General features: G+C 66.3%; 13 protein-coding genes. 4 read left to right on the top strand and 9 right to left on the bottom strand.

The genetic code is table 11. The features are described from left to right. Nucleotides 1-39: 39 nt before the first annotated feature. The 5 genes from BM365_RS02155 to BM365_RS02135 all read right to left on the bottom strand — a co-directional run bounded on the left by BM365_RS02155 (nucleotide 40) and on the right by BM365_RS02135 (nucleotide 9,771). Complete coding sequence (locus BM365_RS02155; protein WP_093486180.1) at nucleotides 40-3,213, bottom strand: efflux RND transporter permease subunit; 3,174 nt, start codon at nucleotides 3,211-3,213, stop codon at nucleotides 40-42. Nucleotides 3,214-3,225: 12 nt separating this feature from the next. Further along, on the bottom strand, nucleotides 3,226-4,371 hold the full coding sequence (locus BM365_RS02150; protein WP_199186227.1) for an efflux RND transporter periplasmic adaptor subunit: 1,146 nt from the start codon (nucleotides 4,369-4,371) through the stop codon (nucleotides 3,226-3,228). Nucleotides 4,372-4,699: 328 nt separating this feature from the next. Next, complete coding sequence (locus BM365_RS02145; RefSeq protein WP_093486176.1) at nucleotides 4,700-7,867, bottom strand: efflux RND transporter permease subunit; 3,168 nt, start codon at nucleotides 7,865-7,867, stop codon at nucleotides 4,700-4,702. 15 nt (nucleotides 7,868-7,882) lie between these two features. Then, nucleotides 7,883-9,064: an efflux RND transporter periplasmic adaptor subunit gene (locus tag BM365_RS02140; RefSeq protein WP_093486174.1), complete on the bottom strand. Its 1,182-nt coding sequence runs from the start codon at nucleotides 9,062-9,064 to the stop codon at nucleotides 7,883-7,885. Next, a complete protein-coding gene (locus BM365_RS02135) occupies nucleotides 9,061-9,771 on the bottom strand; it encodes a TetR/AcrR family transcriptional regulator (RefSeq protein WP_093486172.1) in 711 nt (236 codons plus the stop codon). Before BM365_RS02135 ends, BM365_RS02140 begins: the two co-directional genes overlap by 4 nt. Before the next feature lie 299 nt (nucleotides 9,772-10,070). On the opposite strand from BM365_RS02135, the gene BM365_RS02130 reads away from it, so the two are divergent. The 4 genes from BM365_RS02130 (at nucleotide 10,071) to BM365_RS02115 (ending at nucleotide 17,559) form a co-directional block, all read left to right on the top strand. Further along, a complete protein-coding gene (locus BM365_RS02130; protein WP_093486170.1) occupies nucleotides 10,071-15,140 on the top strand; it encodes an NAD-glutamate dehydrogenase in 5,070 nt (1,689 codons plus the stop codon). Between the two features lie 82 nt (nucleotides 15,141-15,222). Further along, nucleotides 15,223-15,990: an NAD kinase gene (locus BM365_RS02125; RefSeq protein WP_093486168.1), complete on the top strand. Its 768-nt coding sequence runs from the start codon at nucleotides 15,223-15,225 to the stop codon at nucleotides 15,988-15,990. 119 nt (nucleotides 15,991-16,109) lie between these two features. After that, nucleotides 16,110-16,607 (top strand): hypothetical protein, encoded by a 498-nt coding sequence (locus tag BM365_RS02120; protein WP_093486166.1) that lies wholly within the window; start codon nucleotides 16,110-16,112, stop codon nucleotides 16,605-16,607. A 40-nt stretch (nucleotides 16,608-16,647) separates the two neighbouring features. Beyond that, on the top strand, nucleotides 16,648-17,559 hold the full coding sequence (locus BM365_RS02115) for a 5'-nucleotidase (protein WP_093486164.1): 912 nt from the start codon (nucleotides 16,648-16,650) through the stop codon (nucleotides 17,557-17,559). Between the two features lie 17 nt (nucleotides 17,560-17,576). Here the strand turns inward: BM365_RS02115 and BM365_RS02110 are convergent, their stop codons facing one another. The 4 genes from BM365_RS02110 to BM365_RS02095 all read right to left on the bottom strand — a co-directional run bounded on the left by BM365_RS02110 (nucleotide 17,577) and on the right by BM365_RS02095 (nucleotide 21,707). After that, entirely contained in the window at nucleotides 17,577-18,119 is a 543-nt protein-coding gene (locus BM365_RS02110; protein ID WP_093486162.1) for a DUF2939 domain-containing protein, read from the bottom strand. Between the two features lie 16 nt (nucleotides 18,120-18,135). After that, complete coding sequence (locus BM365_RS02105; RefSeq protein WP_093486160.1) at nucleotides 18,136-18,822, bottom strand: DUF2461 domain-containing protein; 687 nt, start codon at nucleotides 18,820-18,822, stop codon at nucleotides 18,136-18,138. Nucleotides 18,823-18,900: 78 nt separating this feature from the next. Beyond that, the gene (sbcB, locus tag BM365_RS02100) at nucleotides 18,901-20,340 is read right to left on the bottom strand and encodes an exodeoxyribonuclease I (protein WP_093486158.1); all 1,440 of its coding nucleotides are present in this window, start codon (nucleotides 20,338-20,340) and stop codon (nucleotides 18,901-18,903) included. Continuing rightward, nucleotides 20,337-21,707: an FAD-dependent oxidoreductase gene (locus BM365_RS02095; protein WP_093486156.1), complete on the bottom strand. Its 1,371-nt coding sequence runs from the start codon at nucleotides 21,705-21,707 to the stop codon at nucleotides 20,337-20,339. The genes sbcB and BM365_RS02095 overlap by 4 nt, the downstream gene beginning before the upstream one ends. Nucleotides 21,708-21,721: the final 14 nt, after the last annotated feature.

The following is a 21,721-nucleotide window of genomic DNA, read 5'->3' as shown; positions in this document are numbered from 1 at the left end:
TGGCCGGGGCTTCCTATTTTTCATCGGGCGTGGCCGTACTCAATGTCCGGGCGCGGCTTCACTCTCCAGGGATGGTGCCGCCTCTTTGGCATCCTTGCGGTCGTGCGCATGGTCGCGTGCCAGGTACAGGTAGAACGCCGGCAGCACGAACAGGGTGAACATCGTGCCGATCGTCATGCCCGAGGCGATCACCACGCCCATCGAGAAGCGCGACGCCGCACCCGGACCACTGGCGATCAGCAGCGGGATCATCGCGAACACAAGCGCTGCGGTGGTCATCAGCACCGGCCGCAGGCGGATCGCCGCCGCTTCCTCGATCGCCTCGCGCTTGGACAGGCCGCGCTCGACCTGCAGCTTGTTGGCGAACTCCACGATCAGGATGCCGTGCTTGGAGATCACGCCGACCAGCGTCACCAGGCCTACCTGCGTGTAGATGTTGATGCTCATGCCGGGGAAAGCTTCGATCTGCATGAACCCCAGGATGCCGCTGAGCAAGGCCAACGCGTTCAGGGTCAGTAGCGCGCCGCAGATCGCCATCGGCACCGTCAACAGCATGATCAGCGCATCGCGGAAGCTCTCGAACTGGGCCGACAGCACCAGGAAGATCACGATCAGCGCCAACGCCAGCGTCACCAGCATCGCTGCGCCTTCCTGCTTGAACTGGCGCGACTCGCCGGCGTAATCCACCGAGTAGCCCTGCGGCAGTACTTCCTTCGCCGCCTGGTCGAGGATGGCTAGCGCCTCGCCCTTGCTCACGCCGGGGCGAGGGGCGAAGGTGATCGACACCGCGTTCAACTGCTGGAAGCGCTTGAGCGACTGCGGCTGCGCGCTCTCCTTCAGCGTCACGATGGTGGAGAGCGGGATCAGCTCGCCGTTGCGGGCGCGGGTGTAGTAGTTCTCCAGGTCGCTGGCGTTGAGTCGGTCGCTGCGCTGCACCTGCGGGATCACCAGGTACGAGCGGTTCTGCATCGCGAAGCGGTTGGTGTAGCCACCCGACAGCATCGCCGCCATGTCGGCCGCCAGCGTACGCATGTCGATGCCCAGGCTGGCCGCCTTGTCGCGGTCGATGTTGACCTCGATGCGCGGCTTGTCGATCTTCAGGTCCTTGTCCAGGAAGATGAAGCGCTTGCTCTCCATCGCCTTCATCAGGATCTGGTCGGCCAGCTCGGCCAACTGGCTCAATTCGCCGACGCCGCCGATGACGAACTCGCCGCCACCGCCGTCGCCGCCTGCGCTCGGGAGCGAGGGGGGCACCAGCGCGAAGATGTTCAGGCCGCTGACCTGGCTCATCTTCGGCTGCAGTTCCTGCTGGAGCACGGCATTGGTCGAGCGGTCGCGCTCGCTCCACGGCTTCAGCACGAAACCGGCCATCGCCATCGGGCTGGCGCCACCACCGCTGCCGCCGAAGCCACCATTGAACAGGAAGTAGTCCTGCACTTCCGGCACGCCCTTGGCGATCGAGGTGACCTCTTCGGTGTAGCGCTCCACGTAGTCCAGGGTGGAGTAGGGGTCCGCGCTGGCGACCGAGAAGATGAAGCCCTCGTCTTCCAGCGGCGCGGGTTCCTTCGGCGCGGTGATGTATAGGAACACGCACGACACCAGCACGATCAGGCCGAGCACGCCGATCACCGACTTGGTTTCCAGCGTGCCATGCAGGCGACGCTGGTAACCGGCGTTGAGTTTGTCGAAGCGCGTGTCCAGCCACTTCTCCAGCTTGCCCTTGCCGCCTTCGGTATGCGGCTTGAGCAGCTTGGCGCACATCATCGGGCTCAGCGTCAGCGCGATCACGCCGGACAGCAGCACCGAGCCGGCGAGGGTGAACGCGAACTCGGTGAACAGCACGCCCGTCAGGCCACCCTGGAAGCCGATCGGCAGGTACACGGCCACCAGCGTGGTGGTCATCGCCACGACCGGCCAAGCGAGCTCGCGCGCGCCCTTGATGGAGGCATCGTAAGGCGACATGCCTTCTTCGATGTGGCGATGGATGTTCTCCAGCACGATGATCGCGTCGTCCACCACGATGCCGATCGCCAGCACCATCGCCAGCAGGGTCAGCAGGTTGATGGTGAAGCCCATCAGCAGCATCAGGAACAGCGCGCCGACCAGCGACAGCGGCACCGTCACCGCGGGGATCAGTACGCTGCGCAGTGAGCCAAGGAACAGGAAGATCACCACGATGACGATGATCACCGCTTCCACGATCGTGCTGACGACCTCGTCGATGGCGTCCTGGATCTGCTCGGTGCTGTCGTACGGGATCGTCGCCTTGATACCCTCGGGCAGCTGCGGAACGATCTCGTTGTCCCACAGGGTGCGCACGTTCTTGATGACGTCCAGCGAGTTCGCGTCGGGCGACACGAAGATGCCCATGAACGTCGCCGCTTCGCCATTGATGCGGACCGAGGTGCCGTAGCTCTCGGAACCCAGCTGCACGTCGGCCACGTCGCCGAGGCGGACGATGGCGCCGTTCTGCTCACGGATGATCAGCTGGCGGAACTCGTCGGCATTGCGCAGATCGGTGCGGGCCGTCATGTCGATGGCGACCATCTGGCCCTTGGTGGAGCCCACCGCCGCCAGCACGTTGTTGGACGACAACGCCGTGGACACGTCGCTGGCCGTCACCTGCAGGGCCGTCATGCGGTCCGGCTTCAACCAGACGCGCATGGCGAACGTGCCCGCACCGAGGATATCGGCGCGCTGCACGCCCGACACGGTGACCAGCTTGGGCTGGACGACGCGGGTCAGGTAGTCGGTGATCTGGTTGTTGTCCAGGGTCTCGCTGGCGAAGGACACGTACATGGCCGCGATCTGCTGGCCCTGCTGCAGGTCGATCACCGGGTCCTCGGACTCCGGCGGCAGCTGGCCGCGCATCTTGTTGACCTTGGCGGCGATCTGGGTGAGCGCCTCGTTCGGGTCCTGGTCCAGGCGGATGTAGGCCTGGATCTGGCTGACGCCGGCGGAGCTGGTCGAGCTGAGGTACTCGATGCCTTCCGCGCTCGCGACTTCCCGCTCCAGCGGCGTGGTGATGAAGCCCTGGATCAGGTCCGCGTCGGCACCGTAGTACACCGTGCTGATGTTGACCACGGCGTTGCGCAGCTCGGGGTATTGGCGCACGTTCAATTCGGTGAACGAGCGCAGGCCGAACAGCAAGATGAACAGGCTGACGACGATCGCCAGTACCGGTTTATTGATGAAGATGTCGGTGAATTTCATGCCGGCGCTCCGTCAGCGGTTCTCGGGCTTCGGCTGGGCCTCGGTTACCGGCTGCACCTTGTTGTTCACCACCACTTCGGCGTCGTTGCGCAGCTTGAGCAGGCCGGTGGTCGCCACGCGCTCACCCGGCTTCAGGCCTTCGGTCACGGCGATCAGGTCGCCGCGGGTGGCGCCGGTCTTCACGAAGCGCTGGCGCACGACCAGCTTCTTGCCGGTGAGCGGCTTGCCCTGCATGTCCTTCTCGCCTTCGGCGCGCTGCACTTCCTGGATCACGTACACCGCATTGCCGTACGGGTTGAAGCTGATCGCCGTCTGCGGCACCACCACGACCTTGCGGCTGTCGCCCGTGTCGAAGCCGACATGCGCGAACGCGCCGGGGCGGAGGTTGTACTCGCCGTTGTCCAGCGTTGCCTGCACCTTGAAGTTGCGCGTGGCGGCATCGACCTGCGGTTCGACGGCGGTCACCTTGCCTTCGAATACCTGGCCCGGCAGTGCGTCGACCGTGGCGCGGATGGCGGTGCCCGGCAACACCTGGCCGACCTGGCGCTCGGGCAGGGTGAAGTCGAGGTAGATCGGGTCCAGCGCCTGCAGGCTGACGATGGGGTCGCCCGGGTTGATGAACTGGCCGAGGTTGACCTGGCGGATGCCGAGCACACCGTCGAACGGCGCGCGGATGGTCTTCTGCGCGATCAACGCACGCTGGGCCTCCACCTGGGCCAGCGAGGTCGCGGCGACCGTGGCGCGCTCTTCGGCTTCGGCTTGCGAGACTAGTTTGTCGCGCGCGAGCGCCTGCCAGCGGTCGCGCTGCACGGCGGCCAACTTGGCCTGGGCTTCCAGCGATTTCAGTACCGCCAGTTCATTGGCCGTGTTGAGCTGGGCCAGCACCGTGCCGGCCTTGACCGGCCTGCCCACGTCGATCGACAGGCTACGGACCACGCCGCCGGCTTCGGTGGTGACGTCGGTGCCGTTGATCGCCACGAACGTGCCCACCGCCTGCTGCGCGTCGACCCATTCCTCTTCCTTGGCCGTCCAGTCGGTGACGGTGGAAGCGGGTTGCGGCATGTTGTCGAAGAAGCCGTTCAACAGGTTACCCATGACCGCCTTGGCGACGAACACGCCGCCGATGATGATCGCGACGGCGATCAGCATGAGGGTCATGCGCAGGGGCGTGGAGGGCTTTTTCCGTGCGGTGGGGTCTTTCCGTGTCATGGGGGAGGTCTTCGGCAGGTCAGGGAGGTCGTCAGGGCGACGAACGGGCGGGGGCCGGTTCGACAGCATGAAGCGCCGGATTATCACGATTTGAGACGCCGGCTAGAAGTGTGTTTCGTTTACCTGGCCCGCAGCCGCGCGCACGGGCGCGAAGGCGGGCGGGTCGGTCGGACACGAGGAAAGCGGGTCATCGCGGTCAATCCAAGGACCGCAACGCCCTCGATGCAAAGAAAAAGCCCCGGCAGGACCGGGGCTTTCTCGTAGCGGACAGGTCGAATCAGCGCGAGGCTGGCTTGCCCTTTTCTTCCAGGTACTCCTTCGACGGCTCGTCCATCTTGTCGCCCAGCATGCGCCGGACCGACACGAAGAACACCGGGATCAGCAGCAGGCCGAGGAAGGTGGCGAACATCATGCCGCCGATGACACCGGTGCCGATGGCGTGGCGCGCGTTGGCGCCAGCGCCGGTGGAGATCGCCATCGGCAGCACGCCCATGATGAAGGCGAACGAGGTCATCAGAATCGGGCGGAAGCGCAGGTGCGACGCCGAGACCACCGCTTCGCGCAGTGTCTTGCCCTGCTTGCGCTCCATGACCGCGAACTCGACGATCAGGATCGCGTTCTTCGCCGCCAGGCCGATGATGGTGATCAGGCCGATCTTGAAGAACAGGTCGTTCGATAGACCGGGGCGCAGCATGGTGAACAGCACCGCACCCAGGGCGCCCAGCGGCACGACCAGCAGCACGGCCACCGGGATCGACCAGCTTTCGTACAGCGCGGCCAGGCAGAGGAACACTACCACGATCGACAGCACCATCAGCAGCGTGGCGCTGTTGCCGGCCAGGATTTCCTGGTACGACATGCCGCTCCAGTCGTAGCCGAAGCCCTGCGGCAGCTGGTCGGTGACGATGTGCTCCATCGTGGTCATCGACTGGCCGGACGAACTGCCCGGCGCGGCGGAACCGTTGATGTTCACCGCCGAATAGCCGTTGTAGCGCGACAGCGACGGCGGCACCGAGGCCCAGCTGGACTGCACCACGTTGGACAGCGGGATCATCGCGCGACCACCGGAGGCATCGGTCTGCTGGCTGCTGGGCGTGTAGATGCGACCCAGCGAGTCGGCGCCCGTGCGGTAGGCAGCATCGGCACGCATGTTCACGCGCTTGATGCGGCCCTCATAGAAGAAGTCGTTGACGTACACCGGTGCCAGCATCAGCTGGATGCCGTTGTAGATGTCGCTGACCGACAGCCCCATCGCCTGCGCCTGCACGCGATCCACGTGCAATTGCAGCTGCGGCGCGTTCTCCAGCGTGTTCGGGCGGACCGCCATCAGGCTCTTGTCCTGCGATGCGGCTCCCAGCAACTGGTTGCGTGCGGACATCAGGGCCTCCTGGCCCAGGCCGGCGCGGTCCTGCAGCCACATGTCGAAGCCACCGAACTGGCCCAGGCCCTGGATGGTCGGCAGGTTCACCACGAAGATCTGCGCACCCTTGATGCCGTACAACCGCTGGTTGGCCTGCTGGATGAACTCCGGCACGGTGACGTCGCGGTCGTCCCACGGCTTGAGCCGGATGAACGCCATGCCGACGTTCTCGCCGCGGCCCAGAAAGCTGAAACCCGCCACTTCCATCACGCCGTCGAAGCCGTCCATCTGCTGCAGCGTGCCGCGGACCTGGTTGAACACCTGCTTGGTCTTCTGCAGCGAATTGCCCGGCGGCAGCTGCACGATGGCCAACGCATAACCCTGGTCTTCTTCCGGCACGAAGCTGCTCGGCAGTCGCGTGAACAGGAAGCCCGCCAGCACCGTCAGCAGGGCGAACACCACCATCCAGCGCGGCGCGTGCTTGATCGCCGAGCCGATGTGGCCCACGTAGGTCTTCTCGATCTTGCCGTAGTACTTCTCGAACGTACGGAAGACGATGTTCTTCTTCTCGTGGCTGTCGTGCTCGTGCTGCTTCAGGAAGGTCGCGCACAGGGCCGGGGTGAAGCCCAGTGCCAGGAAGGCCGAGAACGCCATCGAGATGGCGATGGTCAGCGCGAACTGCTTGTAGATCTCGCCGGATGCGCCGCCCTGGAGCGCCGACGGAATGAACACCGCCGCCAGCACCACGGTGATCGCGATGACGGCGCCGGTGATCTGGCCCATCGCCTTGATGGTCGCTTCGCGCGGCGGGAGTTTTTCTTCCGCCATGATGCGCTCGACGTTCTCGATCACCACGATCGCGTCGTCGACCACGATACCGATGGCCAGCACCAGCGCGAACATCGTCAGCTGGTTGATGGTGAAGCCGATGACGCTCAGGCCCCAGAACGTGCCCAGCAACGCGACGGGGATGACGAGGGTGGGGATGATGGTGGCGCGGAAGTTCTGCAGGAACACCAGCATCACCAGGAACACCAGGATCACCGCCTCGATCAGCGTCTTGACCACTTCCTCGATCGAGATCTTCACGAACGTGGTGGTGTCGTACGGCGAGAACCAGCTCACGCCCGGCGGGAAGCTGGGCTGCAGCTCGTCCATCTTGGCGCGCACGGCCTCGGCCACGTTCAGCGCATTGGCGCCCGGCAGCAGCTGGATGGCGAACGCGCCGACCGGCTTGCCGTTGAACTGGGTGTCGAAGCCGAAGTTCTGGGCGCCGAACTCGACGCGGGCCACGTCCTTCAAGCGGACGGTGGAGCCGTCGCTATTGGCGCGCAGGATGATCTGCTCGAACTGCTGCGGCGTGGTGAATCGCCCTTCGGCGGACACCGTGGCGGTGAATGCCTGGCCTTCTGGCGCCGGATCGGAACCGACCGAGCCCGCAGCGAACTGCACGTTCTGGCTGCGCACGGCGGTGAGCACTTCGGTGGCCGACAGGTTGAAGCCCTGCAGCTTGCCCGGGTCCAGCCACAGGTTCATGGCGTACTCGGAGCCGAAGTGCTGGGTGCTGCCGACGCCGGGCACGCGCGCGATCTGGTCCAGCACGCGCGACGCGACGATGTCGTTCAGGCGGTTGCGGTCGATGCTCGGGTTATCGGACTGCAGGCCCACCACCATCAGGAAGCCGGCGTTGGCCTTGGCTACCACCACGCCCTGCGCGGTGACCTCACTGGGCAGGCGCGGCGTGGCCAGAGACACCTTGTTCTGCACCTGTACCTGCGCGATGTCCGCGTCGGTACCGGTCTGGAACGTCAGGGTGATCGAGGCCTGGCCGGCGGAACTGGAGCTGGAGCTGAAGTACAGCAGGTTGTCGATGCCGGTCAGCTGTTGCTCGATCACCTGGGTGACGGAGCGCTCGGTGGTTTCCGCACTGGCGCCGGGGTAGGTGGCACTGACCGTCACCTGCGGCGGTGCGATCGACGGATAGGACTCGATGCCGAGGTTGAGGATCGAGATCACGCCGGCGAGCGAGATCAGGATCGACACGACCCAGGCGAAGATCGGGTGATTGATGAAGAACTTGGGCATGGGGGAGGGTCCTTCTTACTCGGCCTTGCCTTGCGCGGGCGCCGGCTTGGCCTGCGCGGCCTTGGCGGCGGCAGCCTGTTCGGCGGTGATGCCCTTCGCGGGCGCGCCTTCCTTGACCTTCTGCAGCCCTTCGACGATCACCTGGTCGCCGGCGGCCAGACCGTCGGTGATCAACCAGTTCGCGCCGACGGCCTGCTGGGTGACGACGTTCTTGCGGACGACGTTGCCGTCCTTGCCGACGATCATCGCGTAGGCGCTGACGGTATCGCGCTGGACCGCGCCCTGCGGGATCAGGAAGGCGCCCTTCTGCTCGCCCAGCGTCGCACGCAGGGTGACGAAGGTGCCCGGCAGCAGCGTGCGGCCTTCGTTGGGCACGGTGGCGCGCAGCGAGACGCTGCCGGTGGCCGGATCGACCACGGTGTCGGAGAAGTCGAGCGTGCCGGCCTGATCGATCACCTGGCCGTTTGGCAGCACGATCTGCACCGTGCGCTGGCCTGCGCCCGCCAGTTCGACCTTGCCTTCGCCCTGCGCCTGCTGGATGGCCTGCATCTCGCTGGAGCTCATCGAGAAGTTGGCGTAGAGCGGATCGATCTGGTCGATCGTGGTCAGCAGCGTGGCGTCGCCCTGGCCCACCAGCGCGCCCTCGGTGACCTGCTGCTTGCCGGCACGGCCGGAGATCGGTGCGGTGACGCTGGCATAGCCCAGGTTGATGCGGGCGGTCTCGACGTTGGCGCGCGCCTGCTGCACGGCCGCAGCAGCGCTGCGCTCGGCGGCTTCGGCGTTGTCGAGGTCGGACTTGGAAACGAACTTCTGCGGCGCGAGCTGGCGCGCGCGGTCGGCGGAGACCTTCGCATTGGCGTACGTGGCCTGTGCCGAGGCCAGGTTGGCCTGCGCGGCGCTCAACGACGCCTGCAACGGTGCCGGATCGATCAGGAACAGCACCTGGCCTTCCTTCACGTCGCTGCCTTCCTGGTACACGCGCTTCTGCACCACGCCGGCGACGCGGGCACGCACATCGGAGCTGCGGAACGGCGACAGCCGACCGACGAGATCGCGCTGCAACGGCACGTTCTGCGGCGTGGCGGTCGCCACGACCACTTCAGGCGGAGGCATCTGCTGCTGCTCGGGCTTGCTGCAGGCGGTCAGGACCGCCAGCAGGGCGCTGGCCAGGACGAGGGGACGGACGGGGGACGTCATGGGGAAGCTCCGTTTCTTTTTCTTGAAGACGTGGGAAGGGGGCGCAATGAGCGGATGCGACGGCCAGGGGGCTGGTCCGGGGAAGCAGGTTCGTTGTCGGGCGAGGGCGCGAACGCACGCAGAAAGGTATCGACGGCGAATATCGACCACCGCTGGCGCGCCTGGCGGCTCGCGCGATGGGGGACGCCGAAGCGCTGCCGCTCGAAATCCATCCCGACGATCATGCTGAGCAGCAACTCCGCGGCGTAGTGCGGGTCGTCATGCCTCAGCCATTCCTGGTCCATGGCGTGCTGCAGCCAGGCGGCGAGGCGCTGCACCAGAGTATCGCAAGCGTCGCGATACAGGTCGCGTGCTTCCTGGGGAAATTGGTGCGCTTCTGCGGCCAGCAGTTGGCTGGCGGCGACCACCGACGGGTCGCACAGGTGGCGAAGGTGTTCTTCCGCGAAGGCCAGCAGCGCCTCGCGGGGCGCATCGGCCGTCGGCGACAACTGCGCGGTCGCCAGCTCCTGGTGCTCGGCGATCACGCTGCGCAACAGCTCCTGTTTGCTGCCGAAATGCGCGTAGAGCGTCTGCTTCGAGCAGCCCGCCCGCGCTGCGACCGCGTCCATGCTGATGCGGAACCCCTGTTCGGCCATGAGTTCGCGCACGGCCTGGTGGACGCGAGAGCGACGTTGGTCGGGCGCGGAGAGGGTGGGGGCGGGGCGCATGCGGACTAGACTATACCGTCCAGTTTACAAATTTCACAGCCTTGATTTCAGGGCATTTCCGTGCACAAAGCAGGCGCGTGTCGTTGTTATGGCCGCGTGACGAAGTGCGCGCACCTCCATGCGCACCCGCATGGTGGTGGACGTATCGCGGACACCTGGGCGAGCGCATGCAGATCGCGGTGCCAAACAAATTCGGCATGCGTTTGCAAGCGAAGCTTATGTGGCCGCGCAGCAAGTCTTGTCATGGCGGCGAGGGATACAATGACCATTCGACTACCAATCGTTGAGCCACTCCCTGCATGAACGCTGCACGCAGCCCGAAAAAAGCCTCGAAACAGACGTCTAAACCGGAAGCCTCCAAGGCCACCAAGTCGGTGACCCCGAAGGCGACCCCCACCAAGAAGGTGGCGGCCCGACCGGTGCAGGCGGCGAAGGCCGCGAAGGGCAAGGCAGTGGTGGCGAAGGCCGACGACGCGTTCTCGTTGTCCCCGATCCTCGACGCGATCCGCAAGCGCGTTTCCGGCGCCACAGCGCAGGCCGAAGCGCAGACCTTTGCGGAAGCCTTCTACAAGCGCATGGAGGAGGACGAGTTCCCCCACCACAGTGCGGAAGGCTGGGCGGCCATCGCCGCCGACATGCTGGCGTTCGCGCGGACCCGCAAGGCGGGCACGGCCAACGTCCGCGTGTTCAATGCCACCCATAAGTCGCATGGCTGGGAATCGCCCCACACCGTGCTCCAGATCGTCAACGAAGACATGCCGTTCCTCGTGGACTCCGTGAGCATGGCGCTGGCCGACATGAGCGTGGGCGTGCATGTGCTCGGCCATCCGCTGGTGCGCTTCACCCGCGACAAGGCAGGCAAGGTGTCCGCCGTGGGCGAGGGCAAACCCGAGTCGCTGATGCTGCTCGAGATCGACCGCCTACCGGCAGAAGAGATGGCGCAGATCGAGAAGCGCATCCGCGGCGTGCTGGAGGAAGTGCGCGCGATCGTCCGCGACTGGAGCGCGATGCGCGAGAAGATGCTGGCGCTCGCCGACGACCTGGCCACCCGCCGCATGCCGGTGGACGACGACGGCCGCCGCGAGGCGCAGGAATTCCTGCGCTGGGCCGCCGCGGACCATTTCACCTTCTTCGGCTACCGCGAATACCGCGTGGAGAAGAGCACCGGCATCCTCGGCGCCATCGAGGACAGCGGCCTCGGCCTGCTGCGCGAGGGCGACACCACGCCGCCGCGCAATATCAAGACGCTGGCCGCGCACTACCTGCCGCAGGGCGGTTCGGTGGACGCACTGATCCTCACCAAGACCAACCGCCGTTCCACCGTGCACCGTCCGGGCAACATGGACTACATCGGCGTGCTGGAGTTCGACGCGCAGGGCAATCCCATCGCCGAGCAGCGTTTCATCGGCCTGTACACCTCCAGCGCCTACAACCGCCGTCCGTGGGAGATCCCGCTGGTCCGCGAGCGCCACGAGTACGTGATGCAGAAGTCCGGGCTGTCGCCCAGCGGCCATAGCGGCAAGGCGCTGCGCCACATCCTGGAAACCCTGCCGCGCGAGGAGCTGTTCCAGTCCAGCGACGAAGAGCTCTTCCGCACCTCGATGGGCATCCTCGGCCTGCAGGAGCGCGTGCGCAGCAAGCTGTTCCTGCGCCGCGACCGCTATGGCCGGTTCTATTCGGCGCTGGTCTACATCCCGCGCGAGCGTTTCAACACCGATGTGCGCCTGCGCATCGAATCGTTGTTGAAGGACGCCATGCGTGGCGAGTACGTGGACAGCAGCGTGCTGCTGGGCGAATCGCCGCTGGCGCAGTTGCACATCACCATCCGTCCTAAGGCGGGCGAACAGGTCGATGTCGACACGTCCGCGCTCGAAGGCGACATCGCCCACCTGCTGCGCAACTGGCAGGACGACCTGCGCGAGACCCTGATCTCGCGCCATGGCGAATCGAAGGGCTTGTTGCTGGCCGGTGGCTACGGCCGTGCTCTGCCGGCGGGCTACATCGAAGTGGTGTCCCCCGAGGGCGCTGCGCGCGATGTCGAACTGCTGGCCGCACTGGCGGGCAAGGACGACCTGCGCCTGAGCCTGCACGAGTCGCGTCGCAAGCGTCCGGGCCAGGGCCGCCTGCGCCTGAACCTGTATCGCCAGGAAACCGACATCCCGCTCTCCGATGCGCTGCCGCTGATGGAGAACATGGGTTTGCGGGTGATTTCGGAACATCCCTTCCGTCTGGAAACCGCCCAAGGTGCCCGCTACATCCAGGAGTTCGAAGTCGAGCCGGTCAATGGCGCGTTCGACGTCGAGCGCCTCGCACCCGCCTTCGAGGATGCGTTCGCGTGCATCTGGCGCGGCGATGCGGAGAACGACGGCTTCAACAAGCTGGTGCTGGGCGCCGGGCTGGCCTGGCGCCAGGTCGCGCTGCTGCGCGGCTACTGCAAGTACCTGCTGCAGACCGGCGTGCCGTTCTCGCAGAGCTACGTAGAAGAGACGCTCAACCGCTACCCGCTGCTGGCCCGCTTGCTGGTGGAGCTGTTCGAAGCGCGCTTCGATCCGGCGACCGGCAGCGAGAGCAAGGCGCAGATCAAGGAAGGCCAGGAGCGCTTCGCGGCGCAACTGAAGCCGCTGACCGGCGACGATGAGGCAGCCGCCAAGACGCTGGCCGCGCTGGTCGATGCCCGTGGCGGCAAGCGAGAGCAGCAGGTCGAGGCCGCGCACCAATCGCTGCTGAAGCTGATGGACCGCGTGTCGAGCCTGGATGAGGACCGCATCCTGCGCGGCTTCATGGGCGCCATCGAAGCCACGCTGCGCACGAGCTTCTACCAGCGCGGCAAGGACGGACAGCCGGCCCACACGATCAGCTTCAAGTTCGATTCGGCGAAGGTGCCTGACCTGCCCAAGCCGCGCCCGTATCGCGAGATCTTCGTGTACGGCCCGCGCGTGGAAGGCGTGCACCTGCGCTTCGGCCCGGTCGCGCGCGGCGGCCTGCGCTGGTCCGACCGTCGCGAAGACTTCCGCACCGAGGTGCTCGGCCTGGTGAAGGCGCAGATGGTGAAGAACACCGTCATCGTCCCGGTCGGTGCGAAGGGTGGTTTCTTCGTCAAGCGCCCGCCGGTGGGTGGCGACCGCGATGCCGTGCTCGCCGAAGGCATCGCCTGCTACAAGCTGTTCATCCAGGGCCTGCTGGACATCACCGACAACATCGTCGGCAACAAGATCGTGCCGCCGGTCGACGTGGTGCGCCACGACCAGGACGATCCGTATCTGGTGGTCGCGGCCGACAAGGGCACGGCCACGTTCTCCGACATCGCCAACGGCCTGGCCATCGCGCATGGTTTCTGGATGGGCGATGCATTCGCCTCCGGTGGTTCGGTGGGCTACGACCACAAGGGCATGGGCATCACCGCCCGCGGCGCCTGGGAATCCGTCAAGCGCCACTTCCGTGCGCTCGGCCGCGATTCGCAGACGCAGGACTTCACCTGCGTGGGCATCGGCGACATGTCCGGTGACGTGTTCGGCAACGGCATGCTGCTGTCGGAGCACATCCGCCTGCTCGCGGCGTTCGACCATCGCCATATCTTCCTGGATCCGAACCCGGACGCGGCGAAGTCGTTCAAGGAACGCGACCGCATGTTCAAGGTGCCGCGTTCCAGCTGGGCGGACTACGACGCCAAACTGATCTCCAAGGGCGGTGGCATCCATCCGCGCAGTGCGAAGTCCATCGAGATCACGCCGGAAGTGCGCGCTGTGCTCGGCATCGCGGACGGCGTGAAGGCGATGACGCCCAACGAGCTGATGAGCGCCATCCTGAAGTCGCCGGTCGACCTGCTGTGGAACGGCGGCATCGGCACCTACGTCAAGGCCGCCAGCGAGACCCACGCCGACGTGGGCGATCGCGCCAACAATGGCCTGCGCGTGGACGGGCGGGATCTGCGTTGCAAGGTGGTGGGCGAGGGCGGCAACCTGGGCCTGACCCAGTTGGGCCGCATCGAAGCCGCACAACATGGCGTGCTGCTCAACACCGACTTCATCGACAACTCCGCCGGCGTGGACACCTCCGACCACGAGGTGAACATCAAGATCCTGCTGAACGGCGTGGTGCAGGCGAAGAAGCTGTCGATGGACGCCCGCAACAAGCTGCTGGCCGATATGACGGACGAAGTCGCCGAACTGGTGCTGTGGGACAACTACCGCCAGAACCAGGCGATCAGCCTGATGGAGCGCATGAGCGTCTCGCGCCTGGGTTCCAAGCAGCACTTCATCCAGACGCTGGAATCGCAAGGCCTGCTGGACCGCCAGATCGAGTTCCTGCCGTCCGATGCGGAGCTTGCCGAGCGCAAGGCGCGTGGGCAGGGCCTGACCCGTCCCGAACTGTCGGTGCTGCTGTCGTACTCCAAGCTGGTGGCGTTCCAGCAACTGCTGGAATCCGACATCCCCGAGGATCCGTACCTTTCCAAGGAGCTGCAGCGGTACTTCCCGCAGCCGCTGCAGAAGAAGTACGCCTCGGAGATGGAGAAGCACCGCCTGAAGCGCGAGATCATCGCCACGGCGGTCACCAACACCACCATCAACCGCATGGGTGCGACCTTCCTGCTGCGCATGCAGGAAGACACGGGCCGCTCGCCGGCGGAAGTCGCCAAGGCCTTCACCATCACCCGCGAGACGCTGGATGCGCGGACGCTGTGGAACCAGATCGATGCGCTGGACGGTCTGGTGCCCGAGTCGGTGCAGATCGACGCGCTACAGGTCATCTGGCAGGTGCAGCGCAACTTCACCCGCTGGCTGCTGACCCGCCAAGGACCGATTCCGGCGATCGCCACGGCGGTGGAGCGCTATCACGACGGCTTCAACGAGATCCGTGCGGCGGACGGCGTGCTGCCGGATTCCCTGCGCCCGGCGTACAACGCCAGCCTGCAGGACTGGAAGGACAAGGGCCTGCCGCCTGCGCTCGCCGGCCAGATTGCGGCGCTGCCGTACCTGGAACCATCGTGCGACATCATCGAACTGTCGCGTGCGCGCAAGCTCAAGCCGGTCGAGGTGTCGAAGGTCCACTACCGCTTGGGCGAAGCCTTGCACCTACCGTGGCTGCAGGACCAGATCGAAGCCCTCAAGGTCGACGGTCGCTGGCATGCGGTGGCGCGAGGCGTGTTGCGCGACGAACTCGCCGCGCACCAGCGCACGCTGACCAACCAGGTGCTGTCGCTGCCCGGTGGCAACGCCGACGCCAAGGTCCAGGCCTGGCTGGGTCGCGACGACGCGGGCCTGCGCTTCACGCTGAACATGCTCAACGAGCTGGCGGCGCAAAAGACGCTGGACTACCCGACCGCGTCGGTGGCCGTGCAGCGACTGGGTCAACTGGCGTCGCAGGGCTGAGCATCGCCTGGGACATGAAACGGGGCGGCCTTCGGGCCGCCTTTTTTATGTACGCTGTGCAGGCCCGATGATGGAGCCACGGATGACCACCCCCCGCATCGCTTTTCTCGCCAGTCCGACGCCCGAGGCGCAGGAAGCGCTGGCTGCGCTGCAGGCCGAGCACGGTGCGCATGCGCCCGACCAGGCCGATGTGCTGTGCGCGCTCGGCGGTGATGGTTTCATGCTGCAGACGCTGCATCGGCACGGCGCGCTGGGCAAGCCGGTGTTCGGCATGAAGCTGGGCACCGTCGGATTCCTGATGAACCAGTATCGTCCGGACGGATTGGTCGAGCGCATCGCCGCGGCCGAGCCCGCCAAGCTGCGTCCGCTGGAGATGCAAGCGCTGACCGAGTCCGGTATTACGACCGCGTCGCTGGCGTACAACGAAGTGTCGCTGTTGCGCCAGACCCGCCAGGCGGCCCATATCCGCATCGACCTCAATGGCGAGACCCGACTGGACGAACTGATCTGCGACGGTGTGCTGACCGCCACGCCGGCCGGTAGCACCGCGTACAACTTCTCCGCGCACGGGCCGATCCTGCCGCTGGGCTCGAACACCATCGCGCTCACGCCGATCGCGCCGTTTCGCCCGCGCCGCTGGCGCGGCGCCATCCTCAAGGCCGACACCGAAGTCCGCTTCCGTGTACTCGACCCTTATAAGCGGCCGGTGAGCGCCACCGCCGACTCGCACGAAGTGCGCGACGTGGTGGAGGTGACCATCCGCGAATCCCGCGACCGCATGGTCACCCTGTTGTTCGACCGCGAGCACAACCTCGAAGAGCGCATCCTCAGCGAGCAATTCATGACCTGAGTCGCAATGTCCCCAAGGACAGCGCGATTCCGCCGCACTGCGGCTTGCCGCCTCTGCAAACGCATGTTATCCAGCGCCGCGTAGCGGTTCGGTTCGCATCCACCCGGGGAGGGGTTCCGATGCAGTTGAAATGCACGTTGGCGATCTGCGCCTGTCTTGTCGTGGCCGATGCAGCGGCCTGCAACCTGTCCACCGGCACCACGCCGTTCGCCGTCGCAGCCGCAGCCGCTCCCGCGGCGGACGCGGGCGATGGCTTGCGCGCCCCGGCGCTCGAGATGGTCAGCCTGACACGCGGCATCAACGGACGTGCCTCCTGCGACGCCAGCGGCCTGCTGACGGTCAGCGTGGAGTGGCCGCGGGGCACGGACTACAAACTACGCGACCTCGGCTTCGAGTTCCGGGTGGTAGGTGGCGAGGATCGGCTGTCCATTTTCCCGAAGGCGCCGGTGACCGGTCGCGTCGACGGGCGGCGCAGCGAGTTCGTTTTCCTCTGGCAGGACGGGCCGCCAGCACAGCAGGGCCCCATCGACCTCGTGGTGGAAGTGCGCGCCGTGACGCCGGACAACCGCCGCGGGCCGCCAGCCCAGCTGCGCATCGCCGCCGCACCTGGCAGCTAGCGTCTCACGCCCTGCGCACCGGATGGCGGATACTGTGCGCATGCCCGACAACACCCCCCGCCTACTCACCGTTGCCGTCACCTCGCGTGCGCTGTTCGACCTGGAGGAGAGCCACGCGCTTTACGAGCGCGAGGGCGTGGAGGCCTACAGCGACTACCAGCGTGCGCACGAGGACGACATCCTCGCGCCCGGTATCGCGTTCCCGGTGGTGCGCAAGCTGCTGGCGCTCAACGTCGGTGCTCCGGAGGATACGCCGCGCGTCGAAGTGATCCTGCTGTCGCGCAATTCCGCCGATACCGGCCTGCGCATCTTCAATTCCATCCAGCACCACGGCTTGGGCATCGTCCGGGCCACGTTCACGGCGGGTGAGGCGACCTGGCCCTACGTCAAGCCATTCGGCACGGATCTGTTCCTGTCGGCCAACCCCGAGTCGGTCAGGCGGTCGCTGGAGCATGGCATCGCCGCCGCGACCATCCTGCCGGCCAGCGCGCCGCAGCAGCAGCGCCACGAGCATCAGTTGCGGATCGCCTTCGACGGCGATGCGGTGATCTTCAGCGACGAAAGCGAACGCATCTCCCGCGAGCAGGGCGTAGAGGCGTTCGGCAAGCACGAGCAGGCGCGTGCGCGCGAGCCGCTTTCGGGTGGTCCGTTCCGCAATTTCCTGTCGGCACTGCATCAGCTCCAGCAGGTATTCCCGGCCGACGAACGTTCGCCGATCCGGACGGCGCTGGTGACGGCGCGCTCGGCCCCTGCGCATGAGCGGGTAATCCGCACGTTGCGCGAGTGGGGCGTGCGCCTGGACGAAGCACTGTTCCTGGGCGGGCGCCACAAAGGGCCGTTCCTCGAAGCGTTCGGCGCGGACATTTTCTTCGACGATTCGCAACACAACATCGACAGCGCACGCCAGCACGTCGCCGCTGGCCACGTTCCGCATGGCGTCGCCAACCCCTGACGTTCGGGGAGTTCGCGCTACAGCGGCAGTCGGATATCCGTCAGGCGCCAACGCAGGCCCTGGCGGGTGAAGACGAACACGACGGGGTCGCCCTCGGCATCACGGATGGTGGCGGTGAACCGGGACAGCGATTCGTACCGGTGCGTCGCTTCCTTGAGCGGATCGGCCGGGACGGCAGGCGCGTACGTGTCGCCACCGACCGTCTCGCCGATGGCACGTTTCCACGTCGCGCGGCCTTCCAGGATCGCGGCGATGCCCATCGGCGTCACCAGGGTGTCGACACCACGGCCAAGCAGGCTGTTGGCGATGGACAGGGCGGCGGCGCCGAACAGGTTGGAGGCGACGTCGGTACCCGCGCGCCGTGCCAGCGCATCTTCCACCTGCGCGCGCAGGTTGACGCGCAATGCGGGGAAATCCACGTGTTTCTGCAGCCGGCCGGTGTCTTGTTCGGCCAACGCGGTGCGGATGCCATGGATGGCCAGGTAGGGGCCAGCGGCGACGTAGCTGGCGACGCCGATGATCGCGGCGAGCAGCAATCCGATCACGAGCGACTTCTTCATCGGCAAGGCCTCCGGGTCAGAACTCCAGGTCCAGCGCGGCACACAGATAGTCTACGAACGGCCCCAGTGCCTTGAGGTCGCCGGCGACGGTCTGCCGCAGGCGAGGGCCGGTCATCGTCGCATCATCGAGCGAGCGCCAGAACACGAAGTTGCGGTGCTTCAGGTCCTCGATGAACTCGAAGTCGGCGGGGAACCCGCGCGGCGGGCGTACGAGCTTTTCGCTCTCTTCGAACTCGAAACGACGGCGGAAGGGTGCGTCGTGCGCGGCCTTCTTCCAGCTGCCCGGATTGTCCAGGATGAATTGCCGCACCCGGCGTTGCGTGTCGGGCTCGGGATGCCACAGGCCAGCGCCGACGAAGCATTCGCCCGGCTGCAGATGCAGGTAGAACGAGGGCGCAGGTACTTGCTTGTGACGCTCGTGGAACAGGCGCGCGCCCTGCCAGGATTTGTACGGCGATTTGTCGTTCGAGAACCGCGCATCGCGATAGATGCGGAACAGCGAACCACCCACGGTCTTGGGGTCCGAGCGGAAATGCAGGCTGACCTCGGCGAGGTCGGGCTGGAGATCGGTCAGCAGACGCAGGAACGGTTGGCGGACATGCTCCTCGTACTTCGCCTTGTGCGTGTTGAACCAGGTCTTGTCGTTGTGTCGTGCCAGCCCGCGCAGGAACTTGAAGCTGGCATCTGAGAAGTAGGTGGCCATGCGTGGATTGTAGTCACCCCGGTGTCAAATGGCCGACAAGGCTGTCCTCGAAGACGGCTGCACCCTGGCGGGAGGGCGTCAGAGGGTCTCGCCCAGGTCGTCGCGCCACTGCTGCAGATGGTCGAGCAACGCCAGGCGTGGCCCATCGCCTGCGTGGGCGGTCCGCAACGTGGCGAGTTCCTGGTCGAAGGCAGCGAAGCTCAGTTCGGACAGACCGCTCTCGGTCTGCAAGCGGGTGCGGCGGTAGTCGTCCCAGCGGGCGCGTTCCGTGGCGTCCAGCGTGCCCGGCCAGTTGCGGGCGCGATAGCGGAACAGCAATTCGGGCAGGCGCGGATCGCGGAAGCCGAAATCCCATTGTCCGAGCAGCGCGGGCGGCGTCGTACGCACATCGGTGAAGCGGCGCTTGTCTGCATCGGCAAGGAAGCCGTCGTACAGCGAACCATCGACGTCGCCGGGGGGATACTCCTGTGCGCCTGCGAATACCTGGCGCACCTTCTCGGCCAGGTCCGGCCCGGCCTGGCGCAGGGCTTCGGCATGACGTGCGACACGGTCTGCATCGATCTGCATGCGATGCAGATCATCAGGTCGAAGGTGCGCCCATGCCACCAAGGCCGGGGCTTTGTTGAGGTGGACGTCCTTCAATGGAATGCGCTGCTCGCCTTCCGGCAGGTCGGCGGCCGGCGTGTAGAGCCGATCAGCGATGTCGGTCGGCGACATCGTCAGGAGCTGCGCCGGATCGCTGTCCAGGTCGAACACGATCACGCGGCTGTCGAAGCGCGGGTGTCGGGCAAGCGGCAGTACCGGCGCAGCGCATAGGCGGCTGGCCGGGTAGCGTTGCGAAACGTGCAGGACCGGCTGCATCGCCACGGTGTCCAGCAGGCGTGCCGCGAAGCGTTTGTCGCGGAGCTGCAGCGCGTAGTCCCACAGGCGCGGCTGTGCCTGTCGCATCAGGCGCGCCAGGCCGATGGTGGCGACGACGTCCGACAGTGCCTCATGCGCGTCGCCATCGCGCACATGGTTCGCCAGAGCCAGGTGCTCCAGCTTGAAGGACGTGGCGCCATCCTCGCGCCGGGGCCATGTGATGCCGTCCGGGCGCAGGGCGCGCATCAGCCGCATGACGTCGAGCAAGTCCCAGCGCGAATTGCCGCCGCGCCACTCCCGCTCATAAGGTTCGTGGAAGTTGCGGAACAGGCCATGGCGGACGAACTCGTCGTCGAAGCGCAGGCTGTTGTAGCCGAGGGTGCAGGTTTCGGGCCGCGTCATCTCGTCGGCGATGCGGGCGAACGCCTCTGCTTCGTTGACGCCCTCGCGCAGGGCACGCTGCGGGGTGATGCCGGTGATCAGCGTGGCGACCGGGGAAGGCAGCAGGTCATCGGCAGGTTGCACGAAGAAACTGATCGGTTCGTCGATGACATCCAGCGCGGGCGTGGTGCGGATCGCGGCGAACTGGGCCAGGCGACTGCGGCGCGGATCGGCGCCGAAGGTTTCCAGGTCGTAGAAGAGGAAGCTGGCGCTCACGGCGCCGCATCCTCCAGCGGCGCGAGCGTGGATGCCACGTCCGCATCCACGGCCGCCCAGTCCACCTGGTCGAGCGTGTTCCGACCGGTGGTGTGGCGCACCAGCAAGGCACGCTGCGCTTCGCTGCGATGCTGGGCGACGGAGTAGGGGATACGCATGAAACTGACCATCGTGTAATGAGGCACGAAGCGGTCAGGGTGGCGCTGCTGCAGGGCCAGTTCGAGTTCGCGCTGCAGCAGGAAGCCGCTGTCGTCGACCTTGTCGCGCATCTCCACGTAGTTCTCGAGCGCCATTTCTTGGATCGCGAGTGCGTCGGGTTTGCGTTCGGCTTCGAAGGCGGCGAAGGCAGCGGCGAGGTCCTCGGTGGCCTGCAGGTGGCGGGCCAGCGATACGCAGTCTTCGAAGGCGCAGTTCATGCCTTGGCCGTGGAAAGGCACCATCGCGTGCGCGGCATCGCCCAGCAGGACGGCTTGGCCGCCAAGATGCCAACGGTCCAGGTAGAGCGTGGCGAGCAAACCGACCGGATTGGCTTCCCAATCCTTCTCCAACTCGGGGATCAGCGGCACGGCGTCCGGGAAGTCGCGCAGGAACAGCGCCATCGCCTCGGCACCCGTGCGAACGCTGGCGAAGCTGGGGTCGCCCTCGTTCGGCAAAAACAGCGTGACGGTGAAGGTGCGTTCGTCGTTGGGAAGTGCGATGCACATGTAGTGGCCGCGGGGCCAGATGTGCAGCGCGTTGGGCTCCATGATGAAGCCGCCATCCACCGCCGGCGGGATCTCCAGTTCCTTGTAGGCATGATCGAGAAACTCGGTGCGTTCGCCCAGGTCCTCGCGCGCCATCATGGCAGCACGCAGAGAGGAGCCGGCGCCATCGGCGCCGACGAGCGCGGAGAATCCGGATTCGATGCGACGGCCATCGCGATCATCGACGAAGCGCGCAACGGAGGCATCGAAGTCGACGCTGTCGAGCCGATGGTGGAAGTGCAGGTTCGCGCCCGCTTGTTCGGCCAGATCGAGGAGCGTGATATTGAGGTCGCCGCGGTGGATCGACCAGATCACCTCGGAATCGTCACGCCCGTAGCGCTGCAGCTGCTGGCGGCCATCCAGCGCGTGCACCATGCGCCCGCGCATCATCACCGCATGGCGCATCACCGCACCGTCGGCATCGGCCATCCGCAGCGCATGGCGTCCGCGCTCGGCCAGGGCGAGGTTGATGGACCGGCCACCTTCGTAGCCCTTGACCCGCGGATCGCCGCGCTTCTCGTGTACGTCGACCCGCCATCCCGCGCGCGCCATCAGCGTGGCCAGCAACGCGCCCGCCAGGCCGGCGCCGATGAGGGTGATGTGCCGCGTGCCGTCAACGCCCAAGGTCGTTCCTCCTG

Origin of the sequence: Pseudoxanthomonas sp. YR558, assembly GCF_900116385.1 — a bacterium.
Lineage (GTDB): Bacteria > Pseudomonadota > Gammaproteobacteria > Xanthomonadales > Xanthomonadaceae > Pseudoxanthomonas_A.
The sequence above is the reverse complement of the archived record's forward strand: the minus strand, read 5'-3'. Positions and strand labels throughout refer to the sequence as shown.